Here is a 23,194-nt window from a genome sequence, read left to right as displayed (position 1 = left end):
GATGCCCGCCTGCGCCCCTTCCGCTGCCGCAATTATGGCTTGTTGGGCGGCGGGGGTGGTATCACCGGCGGCGTATACGCCTGCTACGGAGGTCTGAATGCGCTTATCGACCCAAACGGCACCGCTAACGCTGGAGCAGGCGACAACAATTATTTATGGCTTTGCAGATTCAATTTATAGCTGAATCAGCTTGTGGGGCGTCTTTTGGACTGATTTTGCGTTCTTTGAAGTAACAGGTGATATCCTGAATCAAGTATATGACGCTTACTCATCCATGGTTTTTGCTGGGCTTGCTGGCTTTGGGCGTTCCTGTATTTTTACACTTATATGAGCTTCGCCGGCCTCAACGGGTGCTATTTACCAATGTTGAATTCATCCGCGAGGTCAAGCTACTGAGTGCTAAACAGCGCCGATTGCAACACCTGTTGGTGTTGGGGCTGCGCTTAGGCTTTATGGCTTTGTTGATATTGCTGTTTTGTCAGCCATTCATTCCTGCATCTGATCAAAAGACGGCAATCGGGGCGGATACCAATGTGCTGATCGATGCTTCGCCCAGCATGACCGCGGAAACCAGTCAGGGGAAGCCGATGCTGGAACAGGGGGTAGAGGAAATCCAGAGCATTGCTCGGGCTTTTCCCAGGACCGCACAATACCGTATCTGGAATGGCCGTACTCCGCAAGGCAGTATGAACGCGGATAAGCTGACAGAGGAACTGGATCAGCTGACTGCTTCGGCTGCCAGTGCTGGCATTGGCGCAGAACTGCGACAGTTGGAGAATCAGCTAGCTGGAGTCAAGCAGACCACGTTTGTAGCCTCGGACTTTCAAAAAACGGGTTTTGGTCCTGCGGATGTGCGCAGTCTGAGGGGAGCAGGGGAAGTATACCTGCTGCCATTAACTCCCCGAGCCACGGCTAATATCTACGTGGACAGCGTATTCTCGCCGGAAGAGTTTGTGCGTAGCAACGTGGAGTTGCCGTTACACGTGCGCCTGCGTAATGGTGGCAGCCAGGCTGCTCCCAATGTACAGGTGCGCGTGTTTATTGGTCAGCGGCAGGTAGCGGCTTACACCAACACGGTACCGGCAGGTGAAATGGTGGAAAATACGATGCGCGTTCGGCTAAGCGGCACGGCGACGCAGTATTGCCGGGTTGAAATCGAGGAGCAGCCCGTAACCTACGATAACACCTACTACTTCACGCTGAAACCGTCGGGACGTATTCGGGTGCTGGACGTGAGTGGCAGCGGCACGGCGACGCAGAAGCTGTATCCGAACGAAACCATATTTGCCTACACCCAGCTGCGGCCCGACAACAACACGGCCGCCGTGGCCGGCGCCGATTTGGTGTTGATTCAAGGCAATAGTCGCCTGAGCAGTGCTTGGCAAACGGCAGTAGCAGAATTTGTGCGGCGAGGGGGCACGCTGGTGGTAGTACCGCCGACGACCACGGGCCTGCGGGCAGGTTACGAGCAGCTGTGGGCTACACTGAGCTTGACCTCGGTGCGCTGGACTTCGGGTAATGCAGCTCAGGAAGTGGCCGTACCAAATCAGCAGAGCCCGTTTTTTAAGGATGTATTCGCGGAGCAAACCCGGCAGCCGGATATGCCCGTGGCCACTCCGGTGCTTAGCTGGGGCCGCTCGACGACCGACGTGCTGCAGTTTCGGGATGGGCAACCGTTCCTTTCAGGTTTCCGCAGCGGCGAAGGAATGGTGTATCTGTTTGCCTCGCCGCTGCAGACCGGGTTTTCGACCTTTGCCGAACATCCGCTGTTCGTGCCGGTGATGTACCGGCTGGCCACGCTGAGCAAGGCCAGTGAGCAGCTGCCGGCTTACCGCCTGACGGACCGGGCTGTGGTCCTACGGCCGCCGGTACCTGCAACGGCTGGCGCCGAGCAGGTTTATAAGCTGCGTAACGACAGCAACGCGTACGTGCCGACGCAGCAGGTGCGCAATGGCCGGCTGTATCTGCAGCTGCCGACGCCCATGCGGCAGCCCGGCTACTACCAGCTCACGCTGAACGACCAGGTGCTCACGACCCTGGCCTTCAACGTAGACAAAAAGGAGTCGGAGCTGGCGCAGTATTCGGCGGAGGAACTGCGGCAGCTGATGGCTGCTTACCCGAACGTGCACGTGTACGAAGCCGGCGGGGAGCGAAGCGCGGCGGCTCAGCTGGCCGAGGAGCACAACGGCACGCCGCTGTGGCGCTACTGCCTGCTCGGGGCGCTGCTGTGCCTGCTGGGCGAAGTGCTGGTGCTGCGCTTCGGCCAGCGGCGGGAGCGGCTGACGGCGCAGGCGGCGTAGCAGGGGGCGAAACTTGATAAAAAGAGGCCTAACTTGCCGCTTCGGTCAGCAAGCAGACCGGCTGTAAGCATGAATAATCAAGCGGTAATCCGGACGGCGCTGCGCGTGGGCGTGGTGGCAGGTGTCATCTGCATTGCGTGGACCGTACTGCTGTACGCCACCGGGCAAAACCCTTTTGGGCCGAAGCGGCTGATGAGCATTCTGGTGGCGCCGGTGGCGGCAGTGGTGGCCCAGTGGCAGGTGCGCAAGCAGTACCGGGAATGGGCCTCGTTGGGCCGGCAGCTGCTGGTAGGGCTGGTAGCCGCCGGGCTGACGGCGGTGCTGTCGGCGCTGGGAACTTATAGCGTGGCCCGAGCGGGAGGGGAGCCGTTGCTGCGGCGAAACCTGGAGGAATCGACCAGTATCGTGCGGGCGAGTCGCAGGCAGTTCAGCGAAAAAGAGCTGAGCACGGCCGCGTACGAGGCCAATCTGCGGAGCTTGCCCGTGGCAGCGGGGACGGCGCGGGGCGTGGCGAACGAGGAATTTCAAAAGAAATTAATAGCGGGGCTGTTCCTTATCTTGCCCGGGGCTATTTTCTTACGCCGGTAACACCTTCTTCTCTCACAACCCCAACACTTTTCCTATGGAAAGCACCACTACCTCCGCCGTTACTACCACCGCCGCCGGCCTGCGCTACGGCGTGATTACGGGCATTGTCACCATCATTTACTCGTTTATCCTGATGATGACGGGGATGGAGCAGAACTCCGCCATGGGCGTCATCACGTTTATCATCCTGATCGGGGGCATTGTGCTGGCGCACCGCTACTACAAGGAGCACAACGCCGGGTTTATGTCCTACGGCCAGGGCCTGGGCATTGCCACCGTGGCGGGCGCCGTCATCGGGCTGCTGAGCGGCATCTTCCGCTACATCTACATCACGTTCATCGATCCGCAGTACGTGGAAAACACCATGAACGCCCTGCGCGCCAAGTTCGAGGCCGACGGCAAGATGAGCGACGAGCAGATCGACCAGGCCATTCAGATGACGCAGAAGTTCAGCGGCACCGGCCCGGTGGGTATTCTGTTAGCGGTGCTGGGCACGGCGTTTTTCGCTTTTCTGCTCTCCCTGATTATTTCGGCCATCACCAAGCGTAACCGCCCCGAGTTTGAGTAATTCTGCTTCGAAACCCTTTCCCGTTGAGTTGTCCATCGTCATTCCGCTGCTCAACGAGGCTGAATCGTTGCCGGAGCTGACGCAGTGGATTCGGCGCGTGCTGCAGGCCCACGGGCTTACGTACGAAGTCATCCTGATCGACGACGGCTCGACGGACAACTCCTGGGAAGTAATCGAAGAGCTGGCGGCCGCGGACGCGGCCCTGCGCGGCATCCGTTTCAACCGCAATTACGGCAAGTCGGCGGCGCTGGACACGGGCTTCCGGGCCACGCGCGGCCGGGTGGTGTGCACCATGGACGCCGACCTGCAGGACTCGCCCGAGGAGTTGCCCGAGCTGTACCGCCTCATCACCGAGGAGCAGTACGATTTGATCAGCGGCTGGAAGAAAAAGCGCTTCGACCCGCTGTCGAAGACCATTCCGACCAAGCTGTTCAACGGCGTGACGCGCTGGATTTCGGGCATTCAGCTGCACGACTTCAACTGCGGCCTCAAGGCCTACAACCACCGCGTGGTGAAGAGCATTGAAGTGTACGGCGAGATGCACCGCTACATCCCGGTTATTGCCAAGTGGGCCGGCTTCCGGCGCATCGGCGAGAAGGTGGTGCAGCACCAGGAGCGGAAGTACGGCGTGACCAAGTTCGGCCTGGAGCGCTTCGTCTACGGCTTTCTGGATCTGCTCAGCATCACCTTCGTGAGCCGGTTCCGGCGGCGGCCCATGCACTTTTTCGGCACCATGGGCGTGCTGGCCTTCTTCGTCGGGGCCGTTATTGCCCTGTGGCTGACGGGCGAAAAGTTCTGGCTGTCGATGCACAACCTGCGGGCCCGCTCGGTGACGGATCAGCCGCTGTTCTTCTTCGCCCTGGTGGCCGTGGTGGTGGGCGTGCAGCTGTTTCTGGTCGGGTTTCTGGCCGAAATGGTGCAGCTGAATGGGCACCGCGAGTACCTGGTGCGCGAGCGGCTGAATCTGGATTAACCGCTTTATTTGTCATCCTTCATCCAGCGTCCGCCTTAGCGAAGGACCTTCCTCATTTCTTGCACCGCCGGTTAAGTCGTAGACTTCGGCGCTGGTGCAGGGAGCGAGTAAGGTCCTTCGCGTTGCTCAGGATGACGTTCTGTATTCCCTTCCCAACCCATCAATCCATGCGCGTAGTCATCATCGGGCCGGCGTACCCGCTGCGAGGCGGGCTGGCGACGTACAACGAGCGGCTGGCGCGGGCCTTCCGCGAAGCCGGCGACGAGGCGCGCATCGTCACGTTCAGCCTGCAGTACCCGGAGTTTCTGTTTCCGGGCACCACGCAGTATAGCACCGAGGCGGGGCCCCAGGACCTGGACATCGAAGTCAGCATCAACTCGGTGAATCCGCTGAGCTGGTGGCGGGTGGGGCGTAAGCTGCGGCGGGAGCGGCCCGATCTGGTCATATTCCGCTTCTGGCTGCCGTTTATGGGCCCGGCGCTGGGCACCATTGCCCGCCTGGTGCGCGGCAACCGGCACACCCGCCTCGTCACCATCACGGACAACGCCATTCCGCACGAGCCCCGCCCGGGGGACCGGCCGCTCACGCGCTACTTTCTGCCCCAAAACCACGGCTTCGTGACCATGAGCCGGGCGGTGCTGGCCGATTTGCGCCGCCTGGGCCTGAAGCAGCCCGCCCGCTACCAAGCGCACCCGCTCTACGACAACTTCGGTCCCATCGTGCCCAAGCCGGAGGCCCTGCGCCGCCTCGGGCTCGATCCGCAGTACCGCTACCTGCTGTTCTTCGGCTTTATCCGCGCCTATAAGGGCCTCGATCTGCTGCTGCAGGCCTTGGCCGACGAGCGGCTGCGCCAGCTGCCGCTGAAGCTCATCGTGGCCGGCGAGTTCTACGAGGATGCGGCGCCCTACGAGGAGCTGATCCGCACGCACAGCCTGGAAAGCCGCCTGGTGCGCGCCACCGACTTCATTCCGAACGAGCGGGTAGCCGACTACTTTTCGGCCGCCGACCTGGTGGTGCAGCCCTACAAAAACGCTACTCAGAGCGGTGTCTCCCAGATTGCCTACCACTTCGAACGGCCCATGCTGGTGACGGACGTGGGGGGCCTGGCCGAGCTGATTCCCCACGGCGAGGTAGGCTACGTGGTGCCGCCCACCCCCCAGGCCATTGCCGATGCGCTGGTCGACTTCGCCACGCACCCCGAGAAAGAGGCCACGTTCGAGGCGGGCGCCCGGCACTACAAGCAGCAGTTTTCGTGGAGCGAGATGGTGAAGGCGCTCAAAGCCGTGGCCTAGCCAGAAGGCAAGAGCTGAACTGCTCCGCCCCAACCCGGCAGCACTCAGAAATTCTCACCTGCCCGGAAACCACTGTTGAGAAGCAGATAGGACTTCCCACGTGCCCGGAAACCAACGGTTCTGGCCTGGTAGGAAGTCCTATACGCTCAGAAACCATTGTTTTTGCCTACGTAGGAAGTCATAGCTGTTCGAAAACCATCGTTTTCATCGATGTGCGAAGTCCCATGTGCCCGGAAACCAGGGTTTCCGGGCACATGGGACTTCGCACAAGGGCAAAATCATCGATGACGACCAGCTGCGTAGCTGACTTCGCTGCAACAGCTTACCCCGGCAGGCTCTGCTGCACGGCGGCGAAGACCTTTTCGGCCGGCAGCTCCTCCATGCAGCTAGTGCCCAGGCGGCAGCTGCCGCGGTAGAAGCACACGCAGGGGCGGTCGGGCTGCACGATCTGGCCGCGGCCGTAGAGGTCGAATTCGTAGGGGTTGAAGATGTTGTTCATCAGCACCGTGGGCTTGCGCAGGGCGATGCTGATGTGCATGGCCATGGTCACCTGCGTCACGATAAGGTCCATCTGGTCGAGCAGATTGATGAACTGCGGCAGCGGGAAGGTGCCGGGGTACGTGGCCCCGGTGGCGGCGAATAGGCGCTGGTTGCGGGCGTCTTCGGCTTCGCCGCCGAGCAGCACGGGCTGGTAGCCGTGCTGTTGTAGCTGCCCGATCAGGCTGATCCACTTCTCGTCGGACCAAAGGCGGGTGGTCCACCGGTCACCGCAGCCGGTGTTGAGGCCCACGCGGCGGCCCGCCGGGGGCAGCATCGGCCACTGGTAGCCCTTGTCGGCGTGGGTGTCGAACACGTATTCCTCGCCCCGGAACGCGAAGCCGCACAGCTCGAAGATTTCCTGCACGTAGGGCTTCTGGTTTTGCAGGCTCAGCTCGTCGAATACGCCGGTGAGGTACTTATGCTCGGCCAGCGCGCTGACGGGCCACACCACGCCGTCGTAGGGGCGCAGGGCGTAGCCAAACTTCTGCCCGGCCTTGATGCCGTTCAGCAGGGCACCGGCCTCCTTGTCCTTGTCGAGGTTGTAGACAATATCAAACTCGCGGCCCTGCAGCTGCACGATGCTGCTCAGCTCGAACTTCAGCACCTCGTCGGGACCGTCGTGGGCGGGCAGGATGGCGGGCGTGTGCGTAAGCCAGGTGATGTAGGCCTGCGGGTACTCCTGGCGCAGGCGGCGCAGCAGCGGGGTGGTCCGAATCACGTCGCCGATGGCGCCGAGCTTGATGATGAGGATGCGCTGCTGCACCGGCGCATACACCGGGCAGGAGCCGCACTGGTAGCCGTGCTCTTTGTTGGGGCGGCAGGGCAGGTCGCCGCGGAAGTGGCGGCAGTCGGGGTGAACGGTGATGCCGTGGAGGTCGGGCATGAAGCAGGGCAGCTGGGAAGAAGCCACGAAGATAGGGCTTCCGGGGGCTGCCGGCCGAATCGATACCGGCGGTTAACCACCCACCGGGCCGCTGGTCACGAGGCCGACGAAAGCCGGAGCGGGGCAACGGGCTCGGGCTGCGAAGTGGCGGGGATAGGCCGGCCCGAGCCCAGATAGGCCAGATCGATGAACTGCGGGGCCACCGGCAAGGCCGCATGAACCAGTACGACGGGCGGCGCGGGCGAGGGGGAAACAGCCGGCATAGGATTGCGGGTGGGGTACGGGCAAATATTCATACGTCAACGGATTATTGCAATACCTGCTTTCGGGTATAATGCGGCGAGTAAACCCGTGACTGTAAGCCCGGTGAGCCGTGCCCGGCGGGCTGTTGGCGGGTTATCGGCCAGCGCCCGTTTCAGCAACGACGCGCGCCCGACGCACGAAAAAAGCCGCCTCCCGGGGGAAGCGGCTTTTCACTTGTTTATGGAGCAGGGAGGTATCAGGCGCGGCGGCGGCGCAGCTTGCGCAGGGCAATGCCCGTGCCAGCCAGCAGCAGCAGCGAAGCGCCGCCGTCGAGGGGCACGGCCGTGGGTTCGGCGGGGGTGCCGGGCTCGGGGCCGCCCGAGCCCGGCGTTTGGGCCCGGGCGCTGGTGCCGGCCAGCAGCAGCAGCACAGCCCCGCAGCAGAGCCAGGCGGCCCACGTGCGCCGGGCGGCGGATGGCGGGCAAGTGGCCGACTGGACCAGGGAAGTGGAGGTAGGTTGCGAGAGAAGCATTATTGTTTTACCACGCGTTTGGTGAGCTGCGTGCCGTCGGCCAGGGCCAGGCGCAGAGTATACACGCCGGCCGGCAGCCGGGTCACGTCAAATTCGGCCTGCAGGCCGCTGCTGGTCAGGGGCAGCGCGCGGCGCTGCACGGCCTGGCCCAGGGCGTTGTAGAGCACCGCGTCGGCGGGCTGCCCAACTGCTACCCCGCTCAGGCGAACCGTAAACGAGCCGGCCGTGGGGTTGGGGAATACCATCAGCTGATCGGCAAGGCGGGCGCTGGCCGTAGCCGTCACGCCGCTGGGGCGGAACACCAGGCTGAAGCGGCTCGTAGAGGCGCCGCTGTGCGTGAAGCTGTAGCTGGCCTGGCGCTGCAGGTCGATATCCTGGCCGGTGAGGGCGTCGTGCAGCAGCACCTGCGTGCCGGCCACGAAGTTCAGCAACTGCTCGGCGCGCAGGGTGTAGGAGCCGGCGGCCGGTACGGCCACCTGCAGCGGTACCACCGTGGTGGTGGTCAGCGCGGGCAGGCCGTTCACGGCCAGGGCCTCGGGGCCGGCCAGCGCGGCCAGGTTCAGCCCGTTGGTGTTGGGCAGCTTGCGGGCGTCGTACTCCGCATCAGCGCTGTTGGTAGCGCCAGCCTCGAAGTACACGTAGGCCGCATCGGCCAAACCGGCGCCCTGCAGCGCCAGCTGCACCTGCGGGCGCACATCGGCGGTGCCGCGCAGCAGCGGGGTGGCGTCGGGCGAGGTCAGGCGGTGGCTGTTGCGCAGCGTGAGGGCGGCGCTGGTCTGGCCATCGGCTACCCGTACGAAGAAGCCCTGACCCAGCGGCACGATGGGGTTACCGCCGATGCCGTTGGCGTAGCTGCGGTAGCGGCCGGCGTAGGGACCGGTGCTTTCGAAGACGTAAATGGCGGCGTTCAGGCCCGCCCGGTCAGCGGCGGCCACCCGGCTCCAGTCGAGCGGGGCGGGGTAGGGGTTGCCCAGCAGCTGCCAGCCCGCAGCGGCATCCGTGCCCCGGGCAAAATTGTAGAAGTAGTTGCCGTTGATCAGCCCCCCGACGAAGTCCACCGTCTGGCCAGCGGCCATATTGACGGTGTAGCCCTGGCCGGCGTTCAGTTGGCTGGTCAGCGCCGCGGGCGAGAACCAGCCCTTGTCGAAGGCCGACAGGTTGTTGGTCGTGGTGGCGAGGCGGCTTTGGTCGTAGCCGAACACCGTGGGGAAAGGCGTCACCAGGCTGGGAGTGGCCGAGGTGTTGTAGGCCGGGTTCACCACCGGCGTGAAGTTGCTGGTGGCCAGGTCCGATACCGGGTCGAAGGTCACCGGGGTGGCCAGGTGGCGGTAGCCCAGGCCGGCGTTCAGGGCCGGGCTGATGTAGCGCTGCACCGTGGTCGTGCCGTTGACTACGCCGCCGGTGTTGTCCACCAGGGCCGTGCCCGTGGCCGACGAAAGCAGCGTGAGCATCTGTCCGTTGGTGCTCAGGTCGCCGCTGTTGAGCCGGAGTACCTGAGCCACGGCGGCGGGTTGCGAGAGGCGCAGGCCCGACGCGTTGCTGAGCTCCAGAGTGCGCACCTGCGCGGGCAGGCCCGAGCCCGTTACCTGGGCCTGGCTGCCGTTGTAGCGGTACACGGCGTCGGAGCTGAACGAGCGGGCACCGCTCAGGCGAATGGCGCCCAGCGTGTCGCCGCTGGCACGGATGCCGCCCGCGTCGCAGATGCCGAGCGTGGCGCCGCCCTGCAGCGTGAAGCTGCCAAGGCCGCGCACGGGCTGGCAGTTGGTGAGCAGGGCGCCGCCGGTCTGCACCGTCAGCGTGCCCGCTACGGAAAGCGGGCCGGTGAGCGTAGCCACGCCGGTGCCGGTGATGGTCACGTTGTTGTAAGAGCCGCTGATGTTCTGCGCGCTGCTGACGGTCAGGTTGGTCGGCGCCGCTACCACGGTGAAGACCGTACCGCTCAGGCCCGTGCTGCCGCCGTTGTTGACGCCGATAAAGCCCGTAGTGGCGTTGGCCGGCACGAAGGCGGTAATCTGGTTCGGCGAATTCACCGTGAAGCCCGTGCCGATGAGCGCGCCCTGGCCGAACGCCACTACGCCTACATCAACAAAGTTGGCCCCGGTGATGATTACCTGGGTGCCGGGGGCACCGCTGGCGGGCGAGAAGGAGTACACGACCGGGTCGGCCAGGACCGTGAACGAGGCGCTGGTGGCCGAGCCGTTGGGCGTGGTCACCTGAATCGGGCCCGAGGTGGCACCGGCGGGCACTACCGCCGAAATCTGGGTGCTGGAGTTGACCGTGAACGAGGCAGCGGTGCCGTTGAAGGTCACGGCCGTGGCCCCGGTGAAGCCGGTGCCGTTGATGAGCACGGTGCTGGACACCGGCCCCTGCGGGCGCGAGAGGCTGGTGATGGTGGGCGCCACCGTCACCGTGAAGCTGGTGGGCGACGTAGCCGTGCCCCCGGCCGTAGCCACGGCAATGGGGCCGGTGCTGGCGCCGGCGGGTACCAGCACGGTCAGCGACGTGCCGGCCGTATCCACGGCGAAGCCCGGCGCCGTCGTGCCGTTGAAAGTCACGGCCGTCGTGCCGTTGAAGTTGGCCCCGTTGACGCGCACGCTGGTGCCCACCGGGCCGCTGGCCGGCGTGAAGCCGCTGATGACCGGCGAGGGGGCTAGCACGGCCCCGATCAGGAAGGGTCCGAAACTCACTAGGGAGCGGTCGGAAAAAGTGCCGGTGGTGAGGGAGCCGCGGTCGTAGAAGGCTCCTGGGCGCACCGGCGTCTCGAACAGCAGGCCGATGGGGTAGTGCGCCACGGCGCTGGCGGGCTGGGCAATGCCTACCAGGAAGTCGCCGGCCGGCAGGGCCACGGGCGTGGTGAAGTTGAACGTGACGTTGGTGCCCAGGTCGGCCGCGCGCACGGTGTAGTCCGGCGTGCGCACCATCTGGGTACCGGCCGCATTGAGTGCCACCGCATAGATGACCTGCCCGACCGAATTACTACCGGTTGGTATGAAGTTGGTAACCGACAGCAGGGTGGAAACCGTTGGGTTGTTGAACTTCACGGCCGTGATGCCTTCGCGGGTATCAAACCCGTAGTACGAAGGCGTGATACCCGAGCCGGCAATCGGCTGCACGTAGTTGAGCGTGCTGGCCGTCACCGCCTGGGTGACCTGGAGCGAGTTGCGCACCGCGTAGGCATCGGCGGGCACACTCACCGCCACGGCGTTGTTGCCGCGCTGCGCCGAGGTCGTGTAGGGCGCAAACGTCACCGTGGTGCTGGCGCCGGGCGCGAGGCTGCCCACGAGCTGAACGTTGGAAAACGTGTTTACCCCCGACACGTTGAGCGTCACGGGCAGGTTGGTCAGGGTTTGGGTGCCAACGTTGCGCACCACGGCCTGCACGGCCAAGGAGCGCCCGACGGGCACCTGGCCCAGGGTGTACACCGCCGCCACATCCGCATCGTTGGCGGCATTGGCCCGGAAACGGTAGGTGTTGCCCGCTACGGGGCGCACCGAGCTACGGATGTTGAACGGGTCGGTACCGACGTAGTAGTTGTCGTAGAAGACGGCGCTGCTCCAGGCGGTGGCCGAGGCCTTATCCACCATCACCACGTCGCCAGCCAGGCCCTGACCGTTGTTGTTGCCTTTCAGGCCCACGGCCACGCTCCGAAACGCATCGGGGCCCGGCCCGGCCGTATTGGGGCCGTACACGAAGTCGACTTGCCCGGAGGTTTCGTACAGCTTCACCTGGAACGAAATGCTGGCGTACTGCGTGCCAATGGTAGTAGTGTTCGACGCGGACGCCTGCTTGGGCTTGTCGCGCACGTTTTTCCACTGAATGGTGCACACCCGGTTGGGGGCTACCCCGGTGGTGGCCACGCGGTATTCGGTACCGCCGCTCAGGGCGCCGGCCAGGTCCACGGCCAGCGGGGCAATGATGTTGTTGCTGCGCGAGTCGCTGCTGGCAATCGGCCCGCCCGGATACACCAGCTGCCCGTTGACCATTTCGGTCTGGGCGTATACCAGGTACAGGTACGGGTCCGACAGCGGGGAGCTGCCCAGCTTGATAAAGCCGTTGCTGCTCAGGATAAAGCTGCTAAAGGTGCTCCCGTTGTAGGGAAACGAGAAGCCAATGTTCTGCGGCGCTGAGTCGGCGTCGTCGAAGTTGGCGGTGGCAATGACCGTCCCCGCAGTGTCCAGGCTCGCGTAGGTAGTGGCGAGCACCTGCGCGTTCTGCGCGCGGAAGTTGAAGCTTTGCGCCGCGGCCGGCCTAGCTGCGGCTACCAGCCCCAAGGCGGCAACAGCTCCGCAGAGCGCAGAGCGGATAGGGTTGAGGTGTGTCATAAGCGACTCAGTGGGAAAAGGTGGATGTATTCACGCCGGGCCGAGAAGGCCCAACAAGTCAAGGCGCGCGCGCCCGTAGGCAGGCCACGGGCGCGCGGGGCAGAATCCGTTTGTCTTATAGCTGGCAGCCGGCGGGGCAGGAGCAGGGTCAAGGGCCCAAAAGGCGGACTCGTCTGCCGGAAGCATCAGCGCTGACTGGCCGGGCAGGCAGCGGCAGGTAGAAAAGAGAGGCCGCCAGTCGGCAGCCAACACAGTGCGTACGGGCGGAATTAGGGCACGAAGCGTACCAGCAGGGCAACAAGCTGATAGGCCGCCCAACACCACATTCCGGCGCCAGTTGAGTACAGCAAAATTGCCGGGTAAGCCACCCGGATCCAATACCCACTTTCGGGTATTTTTCATCTTTAAAGGAAATAATATAATTGCCTGCGAGGGGCCGGGACGTCGCTGCACGGAGCTGCCGGGCGGCCGCCCCGCGGCTCCGGCTACCCGCTGCCGGAGCCGGTGCAGCAGGATTCGGCCGGGGCTGAAAACGCAATGGGTGCCCGATGCACCCCAGGCCGCGCCGGGCGCCGCAGCTCTACCGCACGATTCAACGAAGCGGTAGAGCTGCGGCGCCCGGCGCGGCCTTGACGGCGCTCAACGTACCCAGAGGCCTAGATCAGGTCGAAGGCGCGCGCGTACTGGCTCAGCTCAAACAGGGAATCGGCGCCGAGCTTCTGGCGGATGTTGCGCCGGTGCGTTTCGGCCGTTTGCTGGGCAATGAAAAGCGCCTTGGCAATTTCGGGGGCGCTGTGGCCCAGCACCAGTAGCCGCAGCACCTCCCGCTCGCGCCCGGTGAGCGTGGCGAAGCGCGGGGCATTCAGGCGCAGGAAGTTGTTTTCTTCCAGCAGCCGGCTCACTTTGTGCGTGACGTGGTGCAGCGGGTCCACGGGCACCGACGAGGTGACCAGCAGCAGGGGCTGGCCGGTGTCCTCGTCGCGCAGCAGTACCCGCGTGGCGCTCAGGTGCCACACGTAGCCCCGGTCTTCGGCAATGCGCACCTGCTGAAATATGCTCACCACCGCCCACGGGTCGGGGTTCTGAATCATCGCGTACACTTTGGGCAGAAGGTCGGCGGAGTCGGTGGGGTTGAAGTACGTTTCCCAGTAGCCCGGGCCCAGCGCCTGCAGCTCGGGCAGCGTAGTGCGCAGCTCCAGCAGGCCGCGCTGCGACATGTACTCGACGCGGTCGATGAGCAGGTTGGCAATGATAATAACGCCGGGATGCAGGTCGGCGGTGGCGGCAATTTCGGCCACGGCGGCGGCTATGCGGGCCCGCTGCCGGGCAGTGGCGGGGTGCTGCTCGGTGGCGGGCACGAGCAGGGGTGCAGAAGCGTCGGAATGGGACATAACGGTGGAGCAGCAGTAAGCAAGCGCGTAGTAATCCGCCGTTGGGGCGGCGGTTTAAATCAGATCGAAGGCCCGGGCAAACTGGCCCAGCTCAAACGCCGACTCCGCCCCGAGCTTCTGGCGGATGTTACGGCGGTGGGTTTCGGCGGTTTGGGCCGATATAAAGAGCACCTTGGCAATTTCGGGGGCGCTGTGGCCCAGCGCCAGCAGGCGCAGCACCTCCCGCTCGCGCCCGGTAAGGCTGGCAAACGTGGCGGCGTGCTGCCGCAGAAAGTTGTTTTCGTCGACCAGGCGCTGCACTTTCAGCGGAATGTGGCTGCTCGGGTCGATGGCGCAGGAGTTGGAGAGCAGCAGCAGCGGCAGGCCGTCGTCGCCGCGCAGCAGCAGGCGGGCGGCGCTCAGGTAGAGGCTCCAGTCGGGGCTTTCAAGGGTGCGCACCTGCTGAAAAAACGAAATTACCTGCTCGAAATCGTTTTGCGCCACCAGCGCCCAGAGCTTCGGGGCGTATTCGGCCGCGTCCTCGGGGTTGAAAAAACGCTGGTGGTAGTCGGCGCCCAGGGCCTGCAGCTCCTCGGCGGTGATGCCGAGCAGCTGCAGCCCGCGGCGCGACATATAAGCCACCGTGGTACTCGGAATGTGGTGAACGATCAGGATGCCCGGGTGAAAGTCGGCGGTGGAGGCAATGGCGGCAATGCAGTCTTGCATGCGCTGCTGTTCGGTGGTCATAATAGGCGCGGAGTAGGAGGCTGCCAAAAAGCAGCGTCCGGGGACGGGAAATCCAGCCGAAACAATCCTGCGCCAGCGGCCTACGCCACAGATCATTCGTTTAGATGATGTACAATCTTCATCATAAAATCATGTATATCAAATATTATTACTGGTTTTTGTCTCAAATTGAGAGTGGCCTTCTTAACTCACTGCTAATCAGAGAAGCTTATTGCAGGCTCAATGGGACATTGGGAAACCAAAATGCCCCGCTTCATGTGGGCGGGGCATCTTGGCGGGGCCGAAGCCGGACGAACTTAGGCGCCCACGTAGTTCCAGGGCGTGATGCCGCGCAGTTCCGCTTTCACGGCGTCGCTCACGGCCAGCTCCTCCACAAACTCGCTGATGGCCGCGGCTGAAATGGCGGTGCCGGTGCGGGTCAGGGCCTTGAGGGCGTTGTAGGGGTCGGGGTACCGCTCGCGGCGCAGAATGGTCTGAATGGCCTCGGCCACCACGGCCCAGTTGGCTTCCAGGTCGCGGCGCAGGGCGGTTTCGTCGAGGGCCAGCTTGCCCAGGCCGCGCTGCAGGGCCGTGAGCGAAATCAGGATGTGGCCCAGCGGCACGCCCAGATTGCGTAGCACGGTAGAGTCCGTTAAGTCGCGCTGCAGGCGCGAAATCGGCAGCTTGGCCGCCAGGTGCTCCAGCACGGCGTTGGCCAGGCCCAGGTTGCCCTCGGCGTTTTCGAAGTCGATGGGGTTGACCTTGTGCGGCATGGCCGAGGAACCCACTTCGCCGGCCTTCACCTGCTGGCGGAAGTAGCCCAGCGAAATGTACTGCCACACGTCGCGCGCCAGGTCGATGAGGATGGTATTGAGGCGCTTAAGCCCGTCGCAGGTGGCCGCCAGGTGGTCGTAGTGCTCGATCTGGGTGGTGGGGAAGGAGCGGTGCAGCCCCAGCTGCTCGTTCACGAACCGCGTACCGAACGCGTGCCAGTCCACGTCGGGGTAGGCCACGTAGTGGGCGTTGAAGTTGCCGGTGGCCCCGCCAAACTTGGCGCCGTAGGGCACCTGCTTCAACTGGTGCAGCTGGGCTTCGAGGCGCGCCACAAACACGTCCAGCTCCTTGCCCAGGCGGGTGGGGGAGGCGGGCTGCCCGTGGGTGCGGGCCAGCATGGGCACCGCGGCCCACTGGGCCACGAATGAGCGGAGCTGGTCGGCCAGCTGCTCGTAGGCGGGCAAGATTTCGCGCTGCAGGGCCTCGCGCAGGCTCAGCGGCACGGCGGTGTTGTTCACGTCCTGCGAGGTGAGGCCGAAGTGGATAAACTCCAGGTACTCGTCCAGGCCCAGGCCGGTGAACTGGTCGCGCAGCCAGTATTCCACGGCTTTCACGTCGTGGTTGGTCACGCGCTCGTGGGCCTTGATGGCCTCCGCGTCGGCCTCGGTGAAGTCCTGGTAGAGGCGGCGCAGCGGCTCGTACGCGGCCCGGTCGACGCCGGTGAGCTGGGGCAGCGGCAGCTCGCAGAGGGCAATGAAGTACTCCACTTCCACCAGCACGCGGTAGCGGATCAGGGCCAGCTCGGAAAAATACGGGGCGAGCGGGGCGGTCTGGCGGCGGTAGCGGCCGTCGAGGGGCGAGAGGGCGGAAAGGGGCGTCAGCGCGTCGTGCAGCATGATGGGGCGGAACTGCGGAGCCCGCCACCGGGGTTTCAGACGCTGAAGCACTGGCTCCTGCCTGCCCGCGGCGGCACTCCGGCTTGATTCGGGGGCGAAGGTAGCGAGGCCCGGCGGCCCCGGCAACGCAAAGAAGCTCGGCGCGTAGGGGCAGTTTATGGTACTTTTGTTCCAGGGGCAGCGCCGGGCCGGCACGAAAATGGCCCGGGCCGCCGTCCAATACCCTCTCTCGACCCCCGCGTGAAGCCGAAGACCAAGAAAATATTGTACTGGAGCCTGGGCTCGGTGGCAGCGGTGCTGCTCATCGGGCTGGGGATTTTTCTGCTCAAGCGCGAACAGCTGCTGCGCTACGCCCTGGGCGAAGTCAAAACCAAGGTGGAGCGCAAGTACCCGGTGACCCTGGGCCTGGGCCCGGCCGCCTTCACCGACCTGAACACGGTGCAGATCAGCGGGGTGAGCCTGGTGCCCACCGAGGGCCTGCGCGACACGCTGCTCACCGCCCAGCGCATCACCGCCAGCATTTCGCTGCGCTCCTTGTTTGCCCGGCGCCCGGTGTTCAGCGACCTGCAGATTCACCAGGCCCGCCTGCGCGCCCTGAAAACCGCCGCCGGCGACGACAACTACGGCTTCCTGCTCAAGAAGCGCGGGGCCGTCACCGCCGTCAAGCGCGACACGACCAAGGGCACCAACTACGGCGCCGTGCTCAACCAGCTGCTCGACGCGGGCCTCGACAACATTCCCGGCCAGGCCGATTTCCGCGACTTTCTCGTCACCTACCGCAGCCCGCGCCACACGGCCACGCTCACCATGCCCCAGCTGGCCATCGAGGACGGCGACCTGAGCGGGCAGCTCACCGTGGTGCTCGACTCGGTCACGAACCGCATCGGCCTGACCGGCCACGTGGAGCAGGGCGACGAAAACCTCGACGTGCAGGTGTTCGGCCAGAACCGGCAGCCCGTCATTCTGCCGCTGCTGCAGCGCCGCTACGGCGCCCGCGTGCAGTTCGATACCCTGAACCTGAGTTTGGCCGGCAAGGACTACGACGACGAGCAGCTGACCGTGCGCGGGGCCGCCGCCGCCAGCAACTTCCGCCTGAACCACCCCAAGATTTCGGACTCCGACGTGGTGGTGCGCCGCGGCGGCATCGACTTCGTGGCCACCCTGGGCCAGAACTACCTGGCCCTGGACAAGGGCACGAAAGTGCGCCTCAACAAAATCGAGGCCTACCCGCAGGTGAGCATCCGCCTGCGCACCGCCGCCGATCTGAAGGGCCGCTACGACGAAAACACGCTCAACTACAGCCCGCGCCTGCGCGGCCTGCTGCTGGCGGCCACCGTGGAATCGGCCGAAACGCCGGCTACCGACTTCTTCGCCTCGCTGCCGCAGGGCGTGTTCGAGGCCGTGCAGGGCATGCAGGGCACCGGCAAGCTGCAGTACCGCATGAACCTGGCGCTGGACATGCAGCGGGTCGACAGCCTGAAGTTCGACTCCGCGCTGAAAAAGAGCAGCGACTTCCGCATCACGCGCTTCGGCAACACCGACCTGCGCCTGCTCAACCAGGAATTCCCCTACACGGCCTACAACGACAAGGGCGATTCGCTCAAGACCTTTCTCGTGGGTCCCTCCAACCCCGAGTTCGTGCCCTTCAGCCAGGTGTCGAACTACCTGAAATACGCCATCATCACGGCCGAAGACCCGCGCTTTTTCACTCACAAGGGCTTTATGGAAAAGGCCTTCGTGAAGTCGGCCATCCAGAACCTGAAGGAAAAGCGCTTCGCCCGCGGCGGCAGCACGCTCTCGATGCAGCTGGTGAAGAACGTGTTCCTGACCCGGCAGAAAACCATTGCCCGCAAGGCCGAGGAGGCGCTGATGGTGTGGCTGATCGAAAACACCCGCCTGGTGAGCAAGGAGCGCATGATGGAGGTGTACCTGAACATCATCGAGTGGGGCCCGAGCAAGTACCGCTGGCCCGGCGGCGAACGGGGCGTGTACGGCGTGGGCGAGGCCGCCCGGTTCTACTACGGCAAGCAGCCCGCCGACCTCAACCTGCAGGAAAGCCTGTACCTGGCCAGCATCATTCCCAAGCCCAAGTACGCCCGCCAGTCGTTTGACGCCTACGGCGACCTGCGCCGCAGCACGCGCTACTTTTTCCGCCTGATTGCCGACATCATGGCCGCCCGCGGCTACATTCCGGAGGCCGAAGCCGACGGCCTGAGCCGCTCCGTGAGCCTGACCGGTCCCGCCCGCGGCTACATGGCCTTTGCGCCGCGCCCCGATACGACGCGCGTCGTGGCGGCCGACAGCAGCCAGTTCGACCCGATCAACCTCATCGACCTGCTCAATACCGGCGGCGCCCCCGACGCGGGCGTCAACGCCGCCCAGCCCGGCGAAGCCCCCGCCCCCCCGCCGAAAAACTAGCCACGCCCCCAAACACGAAGGCCGCCCGGAGCAAACCGGGCGGCCTTCGTGTTTAGGGGCGGGTGCCGCGCGGCGGCTATTCGTCGGGCGCTTCCAGCGGCACTTCCTTGCGCGGAAACACGAGCGAGAAGACCACCGACAACGCCAGCAGCGCCGCCACAACGCCCAGGGCCCATTCCGTGGGCACCGCGAAAAAGTCGTGGAGCAGCAGCTTGCCGCCGATGAACACGAGGATAAGCGCGAGGCCGTAGTGCAGGTAGTGAAACAGGGTCATCAGCCCGGCCAGGGCGAAGTACAGGGCGCGCAGTCCGAGCAGGGCAAACACGTTGGAGGTGTAGACGATAAACTTATCCTGCGTGACGGCCAGGATGGCCGGAATGGAATCGGCGGCGAATACCACGTCGGTGGTTTCCACCATGACCAGCACCACAAACAGCGGCGTGGCGAAGAGCAGCTTTTCGCGCCGCACGAAAAACCGGCCGCCCTCGTAGCGCGCGGTGATGGGCAGGTGCCGGCTCAGGAACTTCACCACCGGGTTGTTTTCCGGGTCGATGTTCGGGTCGCCGCTGCTGCTGGCCATCTTCACGCCGGTATACACCAGGAAGGCCCCGAGCAGGTAAAGCGTCCAGCTGAACTTGCTGATGAGCGCCGCCCCGAGCACGATAAACGCGGCCCGCAGCACCAGCGCCCCCAGCACGCCCCAGAACAGGATGCGGTGCTGGTACTGAGCCGGCACCTTGAAGTAGGTGAAAATGAGCAGGAACACGAACAGATTGTCCACGCTCAGGGCCTTTTCCAGCAGGTAGCCGGTCAGGAAATTCATGGCCGCCTCCCGGCCCATTTCCCGGTAGATCAGGTAGTTGAAGGCCAGCGACAGGGCAATCCAGAAGGCGCTCCAGCTCAGGGCTTCGCGCATGCGCACCACGTGGGCCTGGCGGTTGAATACCAGCAGGTCCAGCAGCAGCATGGCCAGCACGAAGAGGTTGAACCCAACCCAGAACCAGGGAGAAATCGTCATGCAGCGCGCCCGTAAAATGGCCGCCGCGGCGGCCTGTTGTCAGCCCTTACCGCGTTTCCCGGGCCGGGGTTGCGGCCGTCGTCGCGGGCGCGGCCGCAGCCGCCGTTTCGCCCCGCCGCGGGAAGCGGCGGAACCAGCTGTCGACCTTCATTTGCACCACGCCCAGCAGGGCTTCCTTGAAAATGCCCTTCGACATCTTGGAGGCGCCGCGGGTGCGGTCGGTGAAGATAATCGGCACTTCCTTGATGCGGAAGCCGTACTTGAAGGCCAGCCACTTCATCTCGATCTGGAAGGCGTAGCCCACGAAGCGAATCTTGTTTTCCAGGATGGTGCCGAGCACCGCGGCCGAGTAGCACTTGAAGCCGGCGGTGGCGTCCATGATGGGCATGCCGGTGACGAAGCGCACGTAGGCCGAAGCAAACCACGACATCAGCACGCGGTCCATGGGCCAGTTCACCACGTTCACGCCGGTGATGTAGCGCGAGCCGATGGCCATGTCGTGCCCCTCGACGGCGCAGGCCTCGTAGAGGCGAATCAAATCGTCGGGGTTGTGGGAAAAGTCGGCGTCCATCTCGAAGATGTAGCCGTAGCCGTGGCGCAGCGCCCACCGGAAGCCGTGAATGTAAGCCGTGCCCAGGCCCAGCTTGCCGCGGCGCTCCTCCAGGTGCAGGCGCCCCTGAAACTCGTGCTGCAGGCTGCGCACCACGTCGGCGGTGCCATCGGGCGAGCCGTCATCGATGATGAGCACATCGAATAGCTTCGGCAGCGAAAACACCTTGCGGATGATCAGCTCGGCGTTTTCCCGTTCGTTGTAAGTCGGTATGATGACGAGCGAATCGTTCATTAGGTCAAAGGTAAGCATTCGGCTCACGCGTAGCCAAGGAAGCCGCCGGGGTGCGGCGGCAGAAAAGAGCACGGACGGCCCCGGCGCCGGCTTAACCGGCCGTCAGGGCCGTGGCCACCTGCTCGGCCCGGCGCAGGCAGTCGGGGATGCCCACGCCGGCGCGCCAGTTGGCCACCGTCCAGAGGCCGCGGGCTTCCAGGCGGTCGGCCGCCGCGTGTGCCGGTAAGATGCCCGAATCAAACTGAGGGATGCTTCGGGGCCAGCGAAAAATATGCTGCAGCCGCGCCGGCGCCCCGGGCTGCAGGCCGTACAGCCGTTCCTGCTCGGCGCGCACCGCGGCCAGCAGCGGCTCGTCGGGCAGCTGGGCCAGGGCCTCGTACTGCGCCCCGCCCACGAAGGACGTGAACAGCACCTGTCCGGCCGGCGCCCGATCCGGAAACAGCGAGCTGCTCCACAAGGTGCCCGCGGCCACGGGCTGCTCCACGCGGGGGCTCAGCGCCCCGAAGCCGTTGAGCGGGTGCTGCACGGCCGTGCGGTCGTAGGCGGTGTGCACGGCCGTCATGGGCGGGTAGTGCACCGCGGCCAGCGCCTCGCCCGCCTCAGCGTCGAGCGGGGCCAGCAGCGGGGCGGCGGCGTAGGCGGGCAGGGCCAGCACCACCGCGTCGAAGATTTCGGCCAGGGCAGGCTGGCCCGCGAGGCGCAGGCGGTAGCGGCCGTCGGGCTGGGGCAGCAGGGCCTCCACGCGGGTGCGGGCGTGCAGGTGGGGCAGCCGCGCCACCAGGGCATCGGTGAGGGCCTGCAGGCCGCCGCGCAGGGAAATGATGCGCCGCCGGGCCGCGCCCTTCATGGTCTTGGCAAAGCCGCGCAGCACCGAGCCGTGCGCCTGCTCCAGGGCCGGCAGCTGCGGAAACGTCTTGTGCACCAGCAGCCGGGCCGGGTCGCCGGCGTAGATGCCCGATACGAAGGGATTGACGGCGTAGTCGAGGATTTCCTGGCCGAAGCGGCGCCGGAAGAAGTGGGCAATGGTTTCCTGCGGATCGGGGGGCTGGGCGGGGCGGCGCAGCTCGCGCAGCACGCTGAGCTTGGCACCGAGCGAGAAAAAGCCGCTGAACAGCAGCTGCTGGGGCTTGGCGGGCAGCTCGCGCACCCGGCCCTCGCGCACCACGTAGCGGCGGCTGCTCACGGCTTCGGGCTCCTGAATCTGGCTTGCCAGGCCCAGGCCGTTGATGAGCTGCTCCAGCTCGGGGCTGAGCTGCAGGGAGTTGGGGCCCAGTTCCACCACGTAGCCGCCGGGCAGCTGGCGGCTGCGCATGTTGCCGCCGGCTTCGCCCGCTTCGTACACGTGGGCCGTGGCGCCGCGCTGCTGCAGGTGCCAGGCCGTGACCAATCCCGTAATCCCCCCGCCGATAACTGCTATGTTCATGCTAGTGCGAAATCCGCCCGAAACCGCAAAAATAACCCGCCGCCGGCGGTAAAGCGGCACCCGCGCGGCTGAGGCGCGTCAGCTACGGCGCGAATCGGCTAAGCCACGGCCGGAGCTGGCTGAAATAGAGGGTATTGCCGCTGCGAACCCGCAAGCTCGCCCGCGTTGCAGGACGCCGACCGGCGGCAGTCTTGGCCTGGTACTGCGGCAGGGTGGCTACTTTTGCCTGCATGACTACGCCTGCCGCGGCCAAGGCCGTGTTCCTCGACCGCGACGGCGTGCTCAACGCTGAAATCGGCCACTACGTGTGGCGCCTCGATGAATTCCGGGTGCTGCCCGAGGTGCCCGCCGCCTTGCAGCGCCTGCACGCGGCCGGCTACCGCCTCATCGTCGTCACCAATCAGGCCGGCATTGCCCGGGGCCTCTACACCCGCGCCGACATGGACGCCTGCCACCAGAAGCTGCAGGAGGCCTGCGGCGGGCTGATCGACGCCTTTTACTTCGCCCCCGGCCACCCCTCGGTGTCGGAGTCGTTGTCGCGCAAGCCCGGCTCGCTGCTGCTGGAAAAAGCCCTGGCCCGCTTCCACCTCGACCCGGCTCAGTGCTGGCTGGTCGGTGACCGGGCCCGCGACCTGGAAGCGGCGCACCGCGTAGGCGTCCGCGCCATCCTGGTCGGGCCCGAGGAAACGCTGGCCTACGAGCCGCGCACTACCAATCTGGCCACCGCCGCCGACCTGATTCTGGCCGCCGGGCCGGCCGCCTAGCGCCGGCCTGATTGCCGCACCGGCTACCCCGAAAAAGACGGCGTCCCGGCCGGGCAGCTCCGTAGCGAAGTGCTGCCTGCCGGGACGCCAAGGCTGCGCCCCTAACGCAACCTTAAAGTGGTTTTTACTGCCGCTCGGCGGCGGACCGGGCCGCGCTGGCCGTTACGGTTTCGGATTGGCGGTTCGGGGCCTTTTCGGTGTAGGCGGGGCACTTGGTTTGGCAGGAGCCAAGCCCGGCAACCAGCGCAACGAAGGCCAGTGGTGCAAGCTTTTTCATGCAAAAGTTCAAATGATGGTAAGCGGAACGGTGCGTGCAATTGCCTCATTAGAACGGGGTATAGGTAATTTTTATTCTGTGTCCCTCTTGTAATTTTTTTATTTATCATTATTGGATAATCGAATTGAATACCCGCGGACCGCGGTGCTAAGCAGCCATAAAAAAAGTCCGCCGGACGTCCCTTGCGAGACGCCCGGCGGGCTGGCGGCCGAAGCCGGTATGGGTTACTGACGGGCCTGCGGAGCTTCCGCGGAAGCTACCGGCTCGGCCGTTTTGTTGTCGGCTTTCGAGTAGGCCGGGCAGGTTTGCTTGTTGCAGGCGCCCAGGGCCAGCGAAGCGGCGGCCGTCAGCAGAAGTACAGCTTTTTTCATGGTGGGGGAGATGCTAGTTGAATGTGAGCTTTACAAACTTACGACTTCGCCCGGCTACGCTCCAACCAAGCA

20 protein-coding genes are annotated in these 23,194 nt (G+C 65.0%); 8 read left to right on the top strand and 12 right to left on the bottom strand.

The features are described 5' to 3' along the window. The 6 genes from DLM85_RS25825 to DLM85_RS22510 form a co-directional block, all read left to right on the top strand. On the top strand, window positions 1-180 hold a 180-nt coding region (locus DLM85_RS25825; protein ID WP_207891086.1), incomplete at its 5' end, for a hypothetical protein. Window positions 181-257: 77 nt separating this feature from the next. Further along, window positions 258-2,300, top strand: a complete 2,043-nt coding sequence (locus tag DLM85_RS22530; RefSeq protein WP_111480439.1) for a BatA domain-containing protein — start codon at window positions 258-260, stop codon at window positions 2,298-2,300. A 69-nt stretch (window positions 2,301-2,369) separates the two neighbouring features. Next, window positions 2,370-2,888, top strand: coding sequence for a DUF4199 domain-containing protein (locus DLM85_RS22525; RefSeq protein WP_111480438.1), 519 nt, complete (start codon window positions 2,370-2,372; stop codon window positions 2,886-2,888). A gap of 34 nt (window positions 2,889-2,922) precedes the next feature. After that, complete coding sequence (locus DLM85_RS22520) at window positions 2,923-3,456, top strand: DUF4199 domain-containing protein (RefSeq protein ID WP_111480437.1); 534 nt, start codon at window positions 2,923-2,925, stop codon at window positions 3,454-3,456. Window positions 3,457-3,484: 28 nt separating this feature from the next. Further along, window positions 3,485-4,429: a glycosyltransferase family 2 protein gene (locus DLM85_RS22515; protein WP_243636092.1), complete on the top strand. Its 945-nt coding sequence runs from the start codon at window positions 3,485-3,487 to the stop codon at window positions 4,427-4,429. A gap of 167 nt (window positions 4,430-4,596) precedes the next feature. Beyond that, entirely contained in the window at window positions 4,597-5,721 is a 1,125-nt protein-coding gene (locus DLM85_RS22510) for a glycosyltransferase (RefSeq protein ID WP_111480435.1), read from the top strand. A gap of 322 nt (window positions 5,722-6,043) precedes the next feature. Here the strand turns inward: DLM85_RS22510 and DLM85_RS22505 are convergent, their stop codons facing one another. The 7 genes from DLM85_RS22505 to purB all read right to left on the bottom strand — a co-directional run bounded on the left by DLM85_RS22505 (window position 6,044) and on the right by purB (window position 16,007). Then, window positions 6,044-7,144, bottom strand: a complete 1,101-nt coding sequence (locus DLM85_RS22505) for a glycosyltransferase family 9 protein (RefSeq protein WP_111480434.1) — start codon at window positions 7,142-7,144, stop codon at window positions 6,044-6,046. A gap of 95 nt (window positions 7,145-7,239) precedes the next feature. Further along, window positions 7,240-7,407: a hypothetical protein gene (locus DLM85_RS25645; RefSeq protein WP_165822262.1), complete on the bottom strand. Its 168-nt coding sequence runs from the start codon at window positions 7,405-7,407 to the stop codon at window positions 7,240-7,242. A 236-nt stretch (window positions 7,408-7,643) separates the two neighbouring features. Further along, window positions 7,644-7,817 carry a PID-CTERM protein-sorting domain-containing protein gene (locus DLM85_RS25640; protein ID WP_165822261.1) on the bottom strand — a complete coding sequence of 58 codons (174 nt, stop codon included), beginning with the start codon at window positions 7,815-7,817 and terminating at the stop codon, window positions 7,644-7,646. Between the two features lie 101 nt (window positions 7,818-7,918). Then, window positions 7,919-12,241: a T9SS type A sorting domain-containing protein gene (locus DLM85_RS22500; RefSeq protein ID WP_111480433.1), complete on the bottom strand. Its 4,323-nt coding sequence runs from the start codon at window positions 12,239-12,241 to the stop codon at window positions 7,919-7,921. A gap of 656 nt (window positions 12,242-12,897) precedes the next feature. Beyond that, entirely contained in the window at window positions 12,898-13,632 is a 735-nt protein-coding gene (locus DLM85_RS22495; protein WP_111480432.1) for a helix-turn-helix transcriptional regulator, read from the bottom strand. Window positions 13,633-13,686: 54 nt separating this feature from the next. Beyond that, complete coding sequence (locus tag DLM85_RS26250) at window positions 13,687-14,358, bottom strand: LuxR C-terminal-related transcriptional regulator (RefSeq protein ID WP_111480431.1); 672 nt, start codon at window positions 14,356-14,358, stop codon at window positions 13,687-13,689. Window positions 14,359-14,654: 296 nt separating this feature from the next. After that, window positions 14,655-16,007: an adenylosuccinate lyase gene (purB, locus tag DLM85_RS22485; RefSeq protein WP_111480430.1), complete on the bottom strand. Its 1,353-nt coding sequence runs from the start codon at window positions 16,005-16,007 to the stop codon at window positions 14,655-14,657. A gap of 240 nt (window positions 16,008-16,247) precedes the next feature. Between purB and DLM85_RS22480 the strand changes: the two genes are divergently transcribed. After that, a complete protein-coding gene (locus tag DLM85_RS22480; protein WP_111480429.1) occupies window positions 16,248-18,425 on the top strand; it encodes a biosynthetic peptidoglycan transglycosylase in 2,178 nt (725 codons plus the stop codon). Between the two features lie 76 nt (window positions 18,426-18,501). Here the strand turns inward: DLM85_RS22480 and DLM85_RS22475 are convergent, their stop codons facing one another. From DLM85_RS22475 to hemG, 3 genes are all read right to left on the bottom strand, one after another. Continuing rightward, window positions 18,502-19,443 carry a TerC family protein gene (locus DLM85_RS22475; protein ID WP_111480428.1) on the bottom strand — a complete coding sequence of 314 codons (942 nt, stop codon included), beginning with the start codon at window positions 19,441-19,443 and terminating at the stop codon, window positions 18,502-18,504. Window positions 19,444-19,489: 46 nt separating this feature from the next. After that, window positions 19,490-20,287, bottom strand: a complete 798-nt coding sequence (locus tag DLM85_RS22470; protein WP_111480427.1) for a polyprenol monophosphomannose synthase — start codon at window positions 20,285-20,287, stop codon at window positions 19,490-19,492. A gap of 91 nt (window positions 20,288-20,378) precedes the next feature. Then, window positions 20,379-21,710 (bottom strand): protoporphyrinogen oxidase, encoded by a 1,332-nt coding sequence (gene hemG / locus DLM85_RS22465; protein ID WP_111480426.1) that lies wholly within the window; start codon window positions 21,708-21,710, stop codon window positions 20,379-20,381. 230 nt (window positions 21,711-21,940) lie between these two features. Here hemG and DLM85_RS22460 point away from each other — a divergent pair, with 230 nt between their 5' ends. After that, a complete protein-coding gene (locus tag DLM85_RS22460; protein WP_111480425.1) occupies window positions 21,941-22,474 on the top strand; it encodes a D-glycero-alpha-D-manno-heptose-1,7-bisphosphate 7-phosphatase in 534 nt (177 codons plus the stop codon). A 124-nt stretch (window positions 22,475-22,598) separates the two neighbouring features. On the opposite strand, the gene DLM85_RS25635 is transcribed toward DLM85_RS22460, so the two are convergent. Both DLM85_RS25635 and DLM85_RS25630 read right to left on the bottom strand, forming a co-directional pair. After that, window positions 22,599-22,751 carry a hypothetical protein gene (locus tag DLM85_RS25635; RefSeq protein ID WP_165822260.1) on the bottom strand — a complete coding sequence of 51 codons (153 nt, stop codon included), beginning with the start codon at window positions 22,749-22,751 and terminating at the stop codon, window positions 22,599-22,601. Between the two features lie 224 nt (window positions 22,752-22,975). After that, window positions 22,976-23,122 carry a hypothetical protein gene (locus tag DLM85_RS25630; RefSeq protein ID WP_165822259.1) on the bottom strand — a complete coding sequence of 49 codons (147 nt, stop codon included), beginning with the start codon at window positions 23,120-23,122 and terminating at the stop codon, window positions 22,976-22,978. Between the last annotated feature and the right edge of the window lie 72 nt (window positions 23,123-23,194).

Origin of the sequence: Hymenobacter edaphi, assembly GCF_003258365.1 — a bacterium.
GTDB classification, from domain to species: domain Bacteria; phylum Bacteroidota; class Bacteroidia; order Cytophagales; family Hymenobacteraceae; genus Solirubrum; species Solirubrum edaphi.
The sequence above is the reverse complement of the archived record's forward strand: the minus strand, read 5'-3'. Positions and strand labels throughout refer to the sequence as shown.

Coding starts and splice junctions, on each gene's coding strand:
- DLM85_RS22530 (WP_111480439.1), top strand. CDS start 258: ATGACGCTTACTCATCCATGGTTTTTGCTGGGCTTGCTGGCTTTGGGC.
- DLM85_RS22525 (WP_111480438.1), top strand. CDS start 2,370: ATGAATAATCAAGCGGTAATCCGGACGGCGCTGCGCGTGGGCGTGGTG.
- DLM85_RS22520 (WP_111480437.1), top strand. CDS start 2,923: ATGGAAAGCACCACTACCTCCGCCGTTACTACCACCGCCGCCGGCCTG.
- DLM85_RS22510 (WP_111480435.1), top strand. CDS start 4,597: ATGCGCGTAGTCATCATCGGGCCGGCGTACCCGCTGCGAGGCGGGCTG.
- DLM85_RS22505 (WP_111480434.1), bottom strand. CDS start 7,144: ATGCCCGACCTCCACGGCATCACCGTTCACCCCGACTGCCGCCACTTC.
- DLM85_RS25645 (WP_165822262.1), bottom strand. CDS start 7,407: ATGCCGGCTGTTTCCCCCTCGCCCGCGCCGCCCGTCGTACTGGTTCAT.
- DLM85_RS22500 (WP_111480433.1), bottom strand. CDS start 12,241: ATGACACACCTCAACCCTATCCGCTCTGCGCTCTGCGGAGCTGTTGCC.
- DLM85_RS22495 (WP_111480432.1), bottom strand. CDS start 13,632: ATGTCCCATTCCGACGCTTCTGCACCCCTGCTCGTGCCCGCCACCGAG.
- DLM85_RS26250 (WP_111480431.1), bottom strand. CDS start 14,358: ATGACCACCGAACAGCAGCGCATGCAAGACTGCATTGCCGCCATTGCC.
- purB (WP_111480430.1), bottom strand. CDS start 16,007: ATGCTGCACGACGCGCTGACGCCCCTTTCCGCCCTCTCGCCCCTCGAC.
- DLM85_RS22475 (WP_111480428.1), bottom strand. CDS start 19,443: ATGACGATTTCTCCCTGGTTCTGGGTTGGGTTCAACCTCTTCGTGCTG.
- DLM85_RS22470 (WP_111480427.1), bottom strand. CDS start 20,287: ATGAACGATTCGCTCGTCATCATACCGACTTACAACGAACGGGAAAAC.
- hemG (WP_111480426.1), bottom strand. CDS start 21,710: ATGAACATAGCAGTTATCGGCGGGGGGATTACGGGATTGGTCACGGCC.
- DLM85_RS22460 (WP_111480425.1), top strand. CDS start 21,941: ATGACTACGCCTGCCGCGGCCAAGGCCGTGTTCCTCGACCGCGACGGC.
- DLM85_RS25635 (WP_165822260.1), bottom strand. CDS start 22,751: ATGAAAAAGCTTGCACCACTGGCCTTCGTTGCGCTGGTTGCCGGGCTT.
- DLM85_RS25630 (WP_165822259.1), bottom strand. CDS start 23,122: ATGAAAAAAGCTGTACTTCTGCTGACGGCCGCCGCTTCGCTGGCCCTG.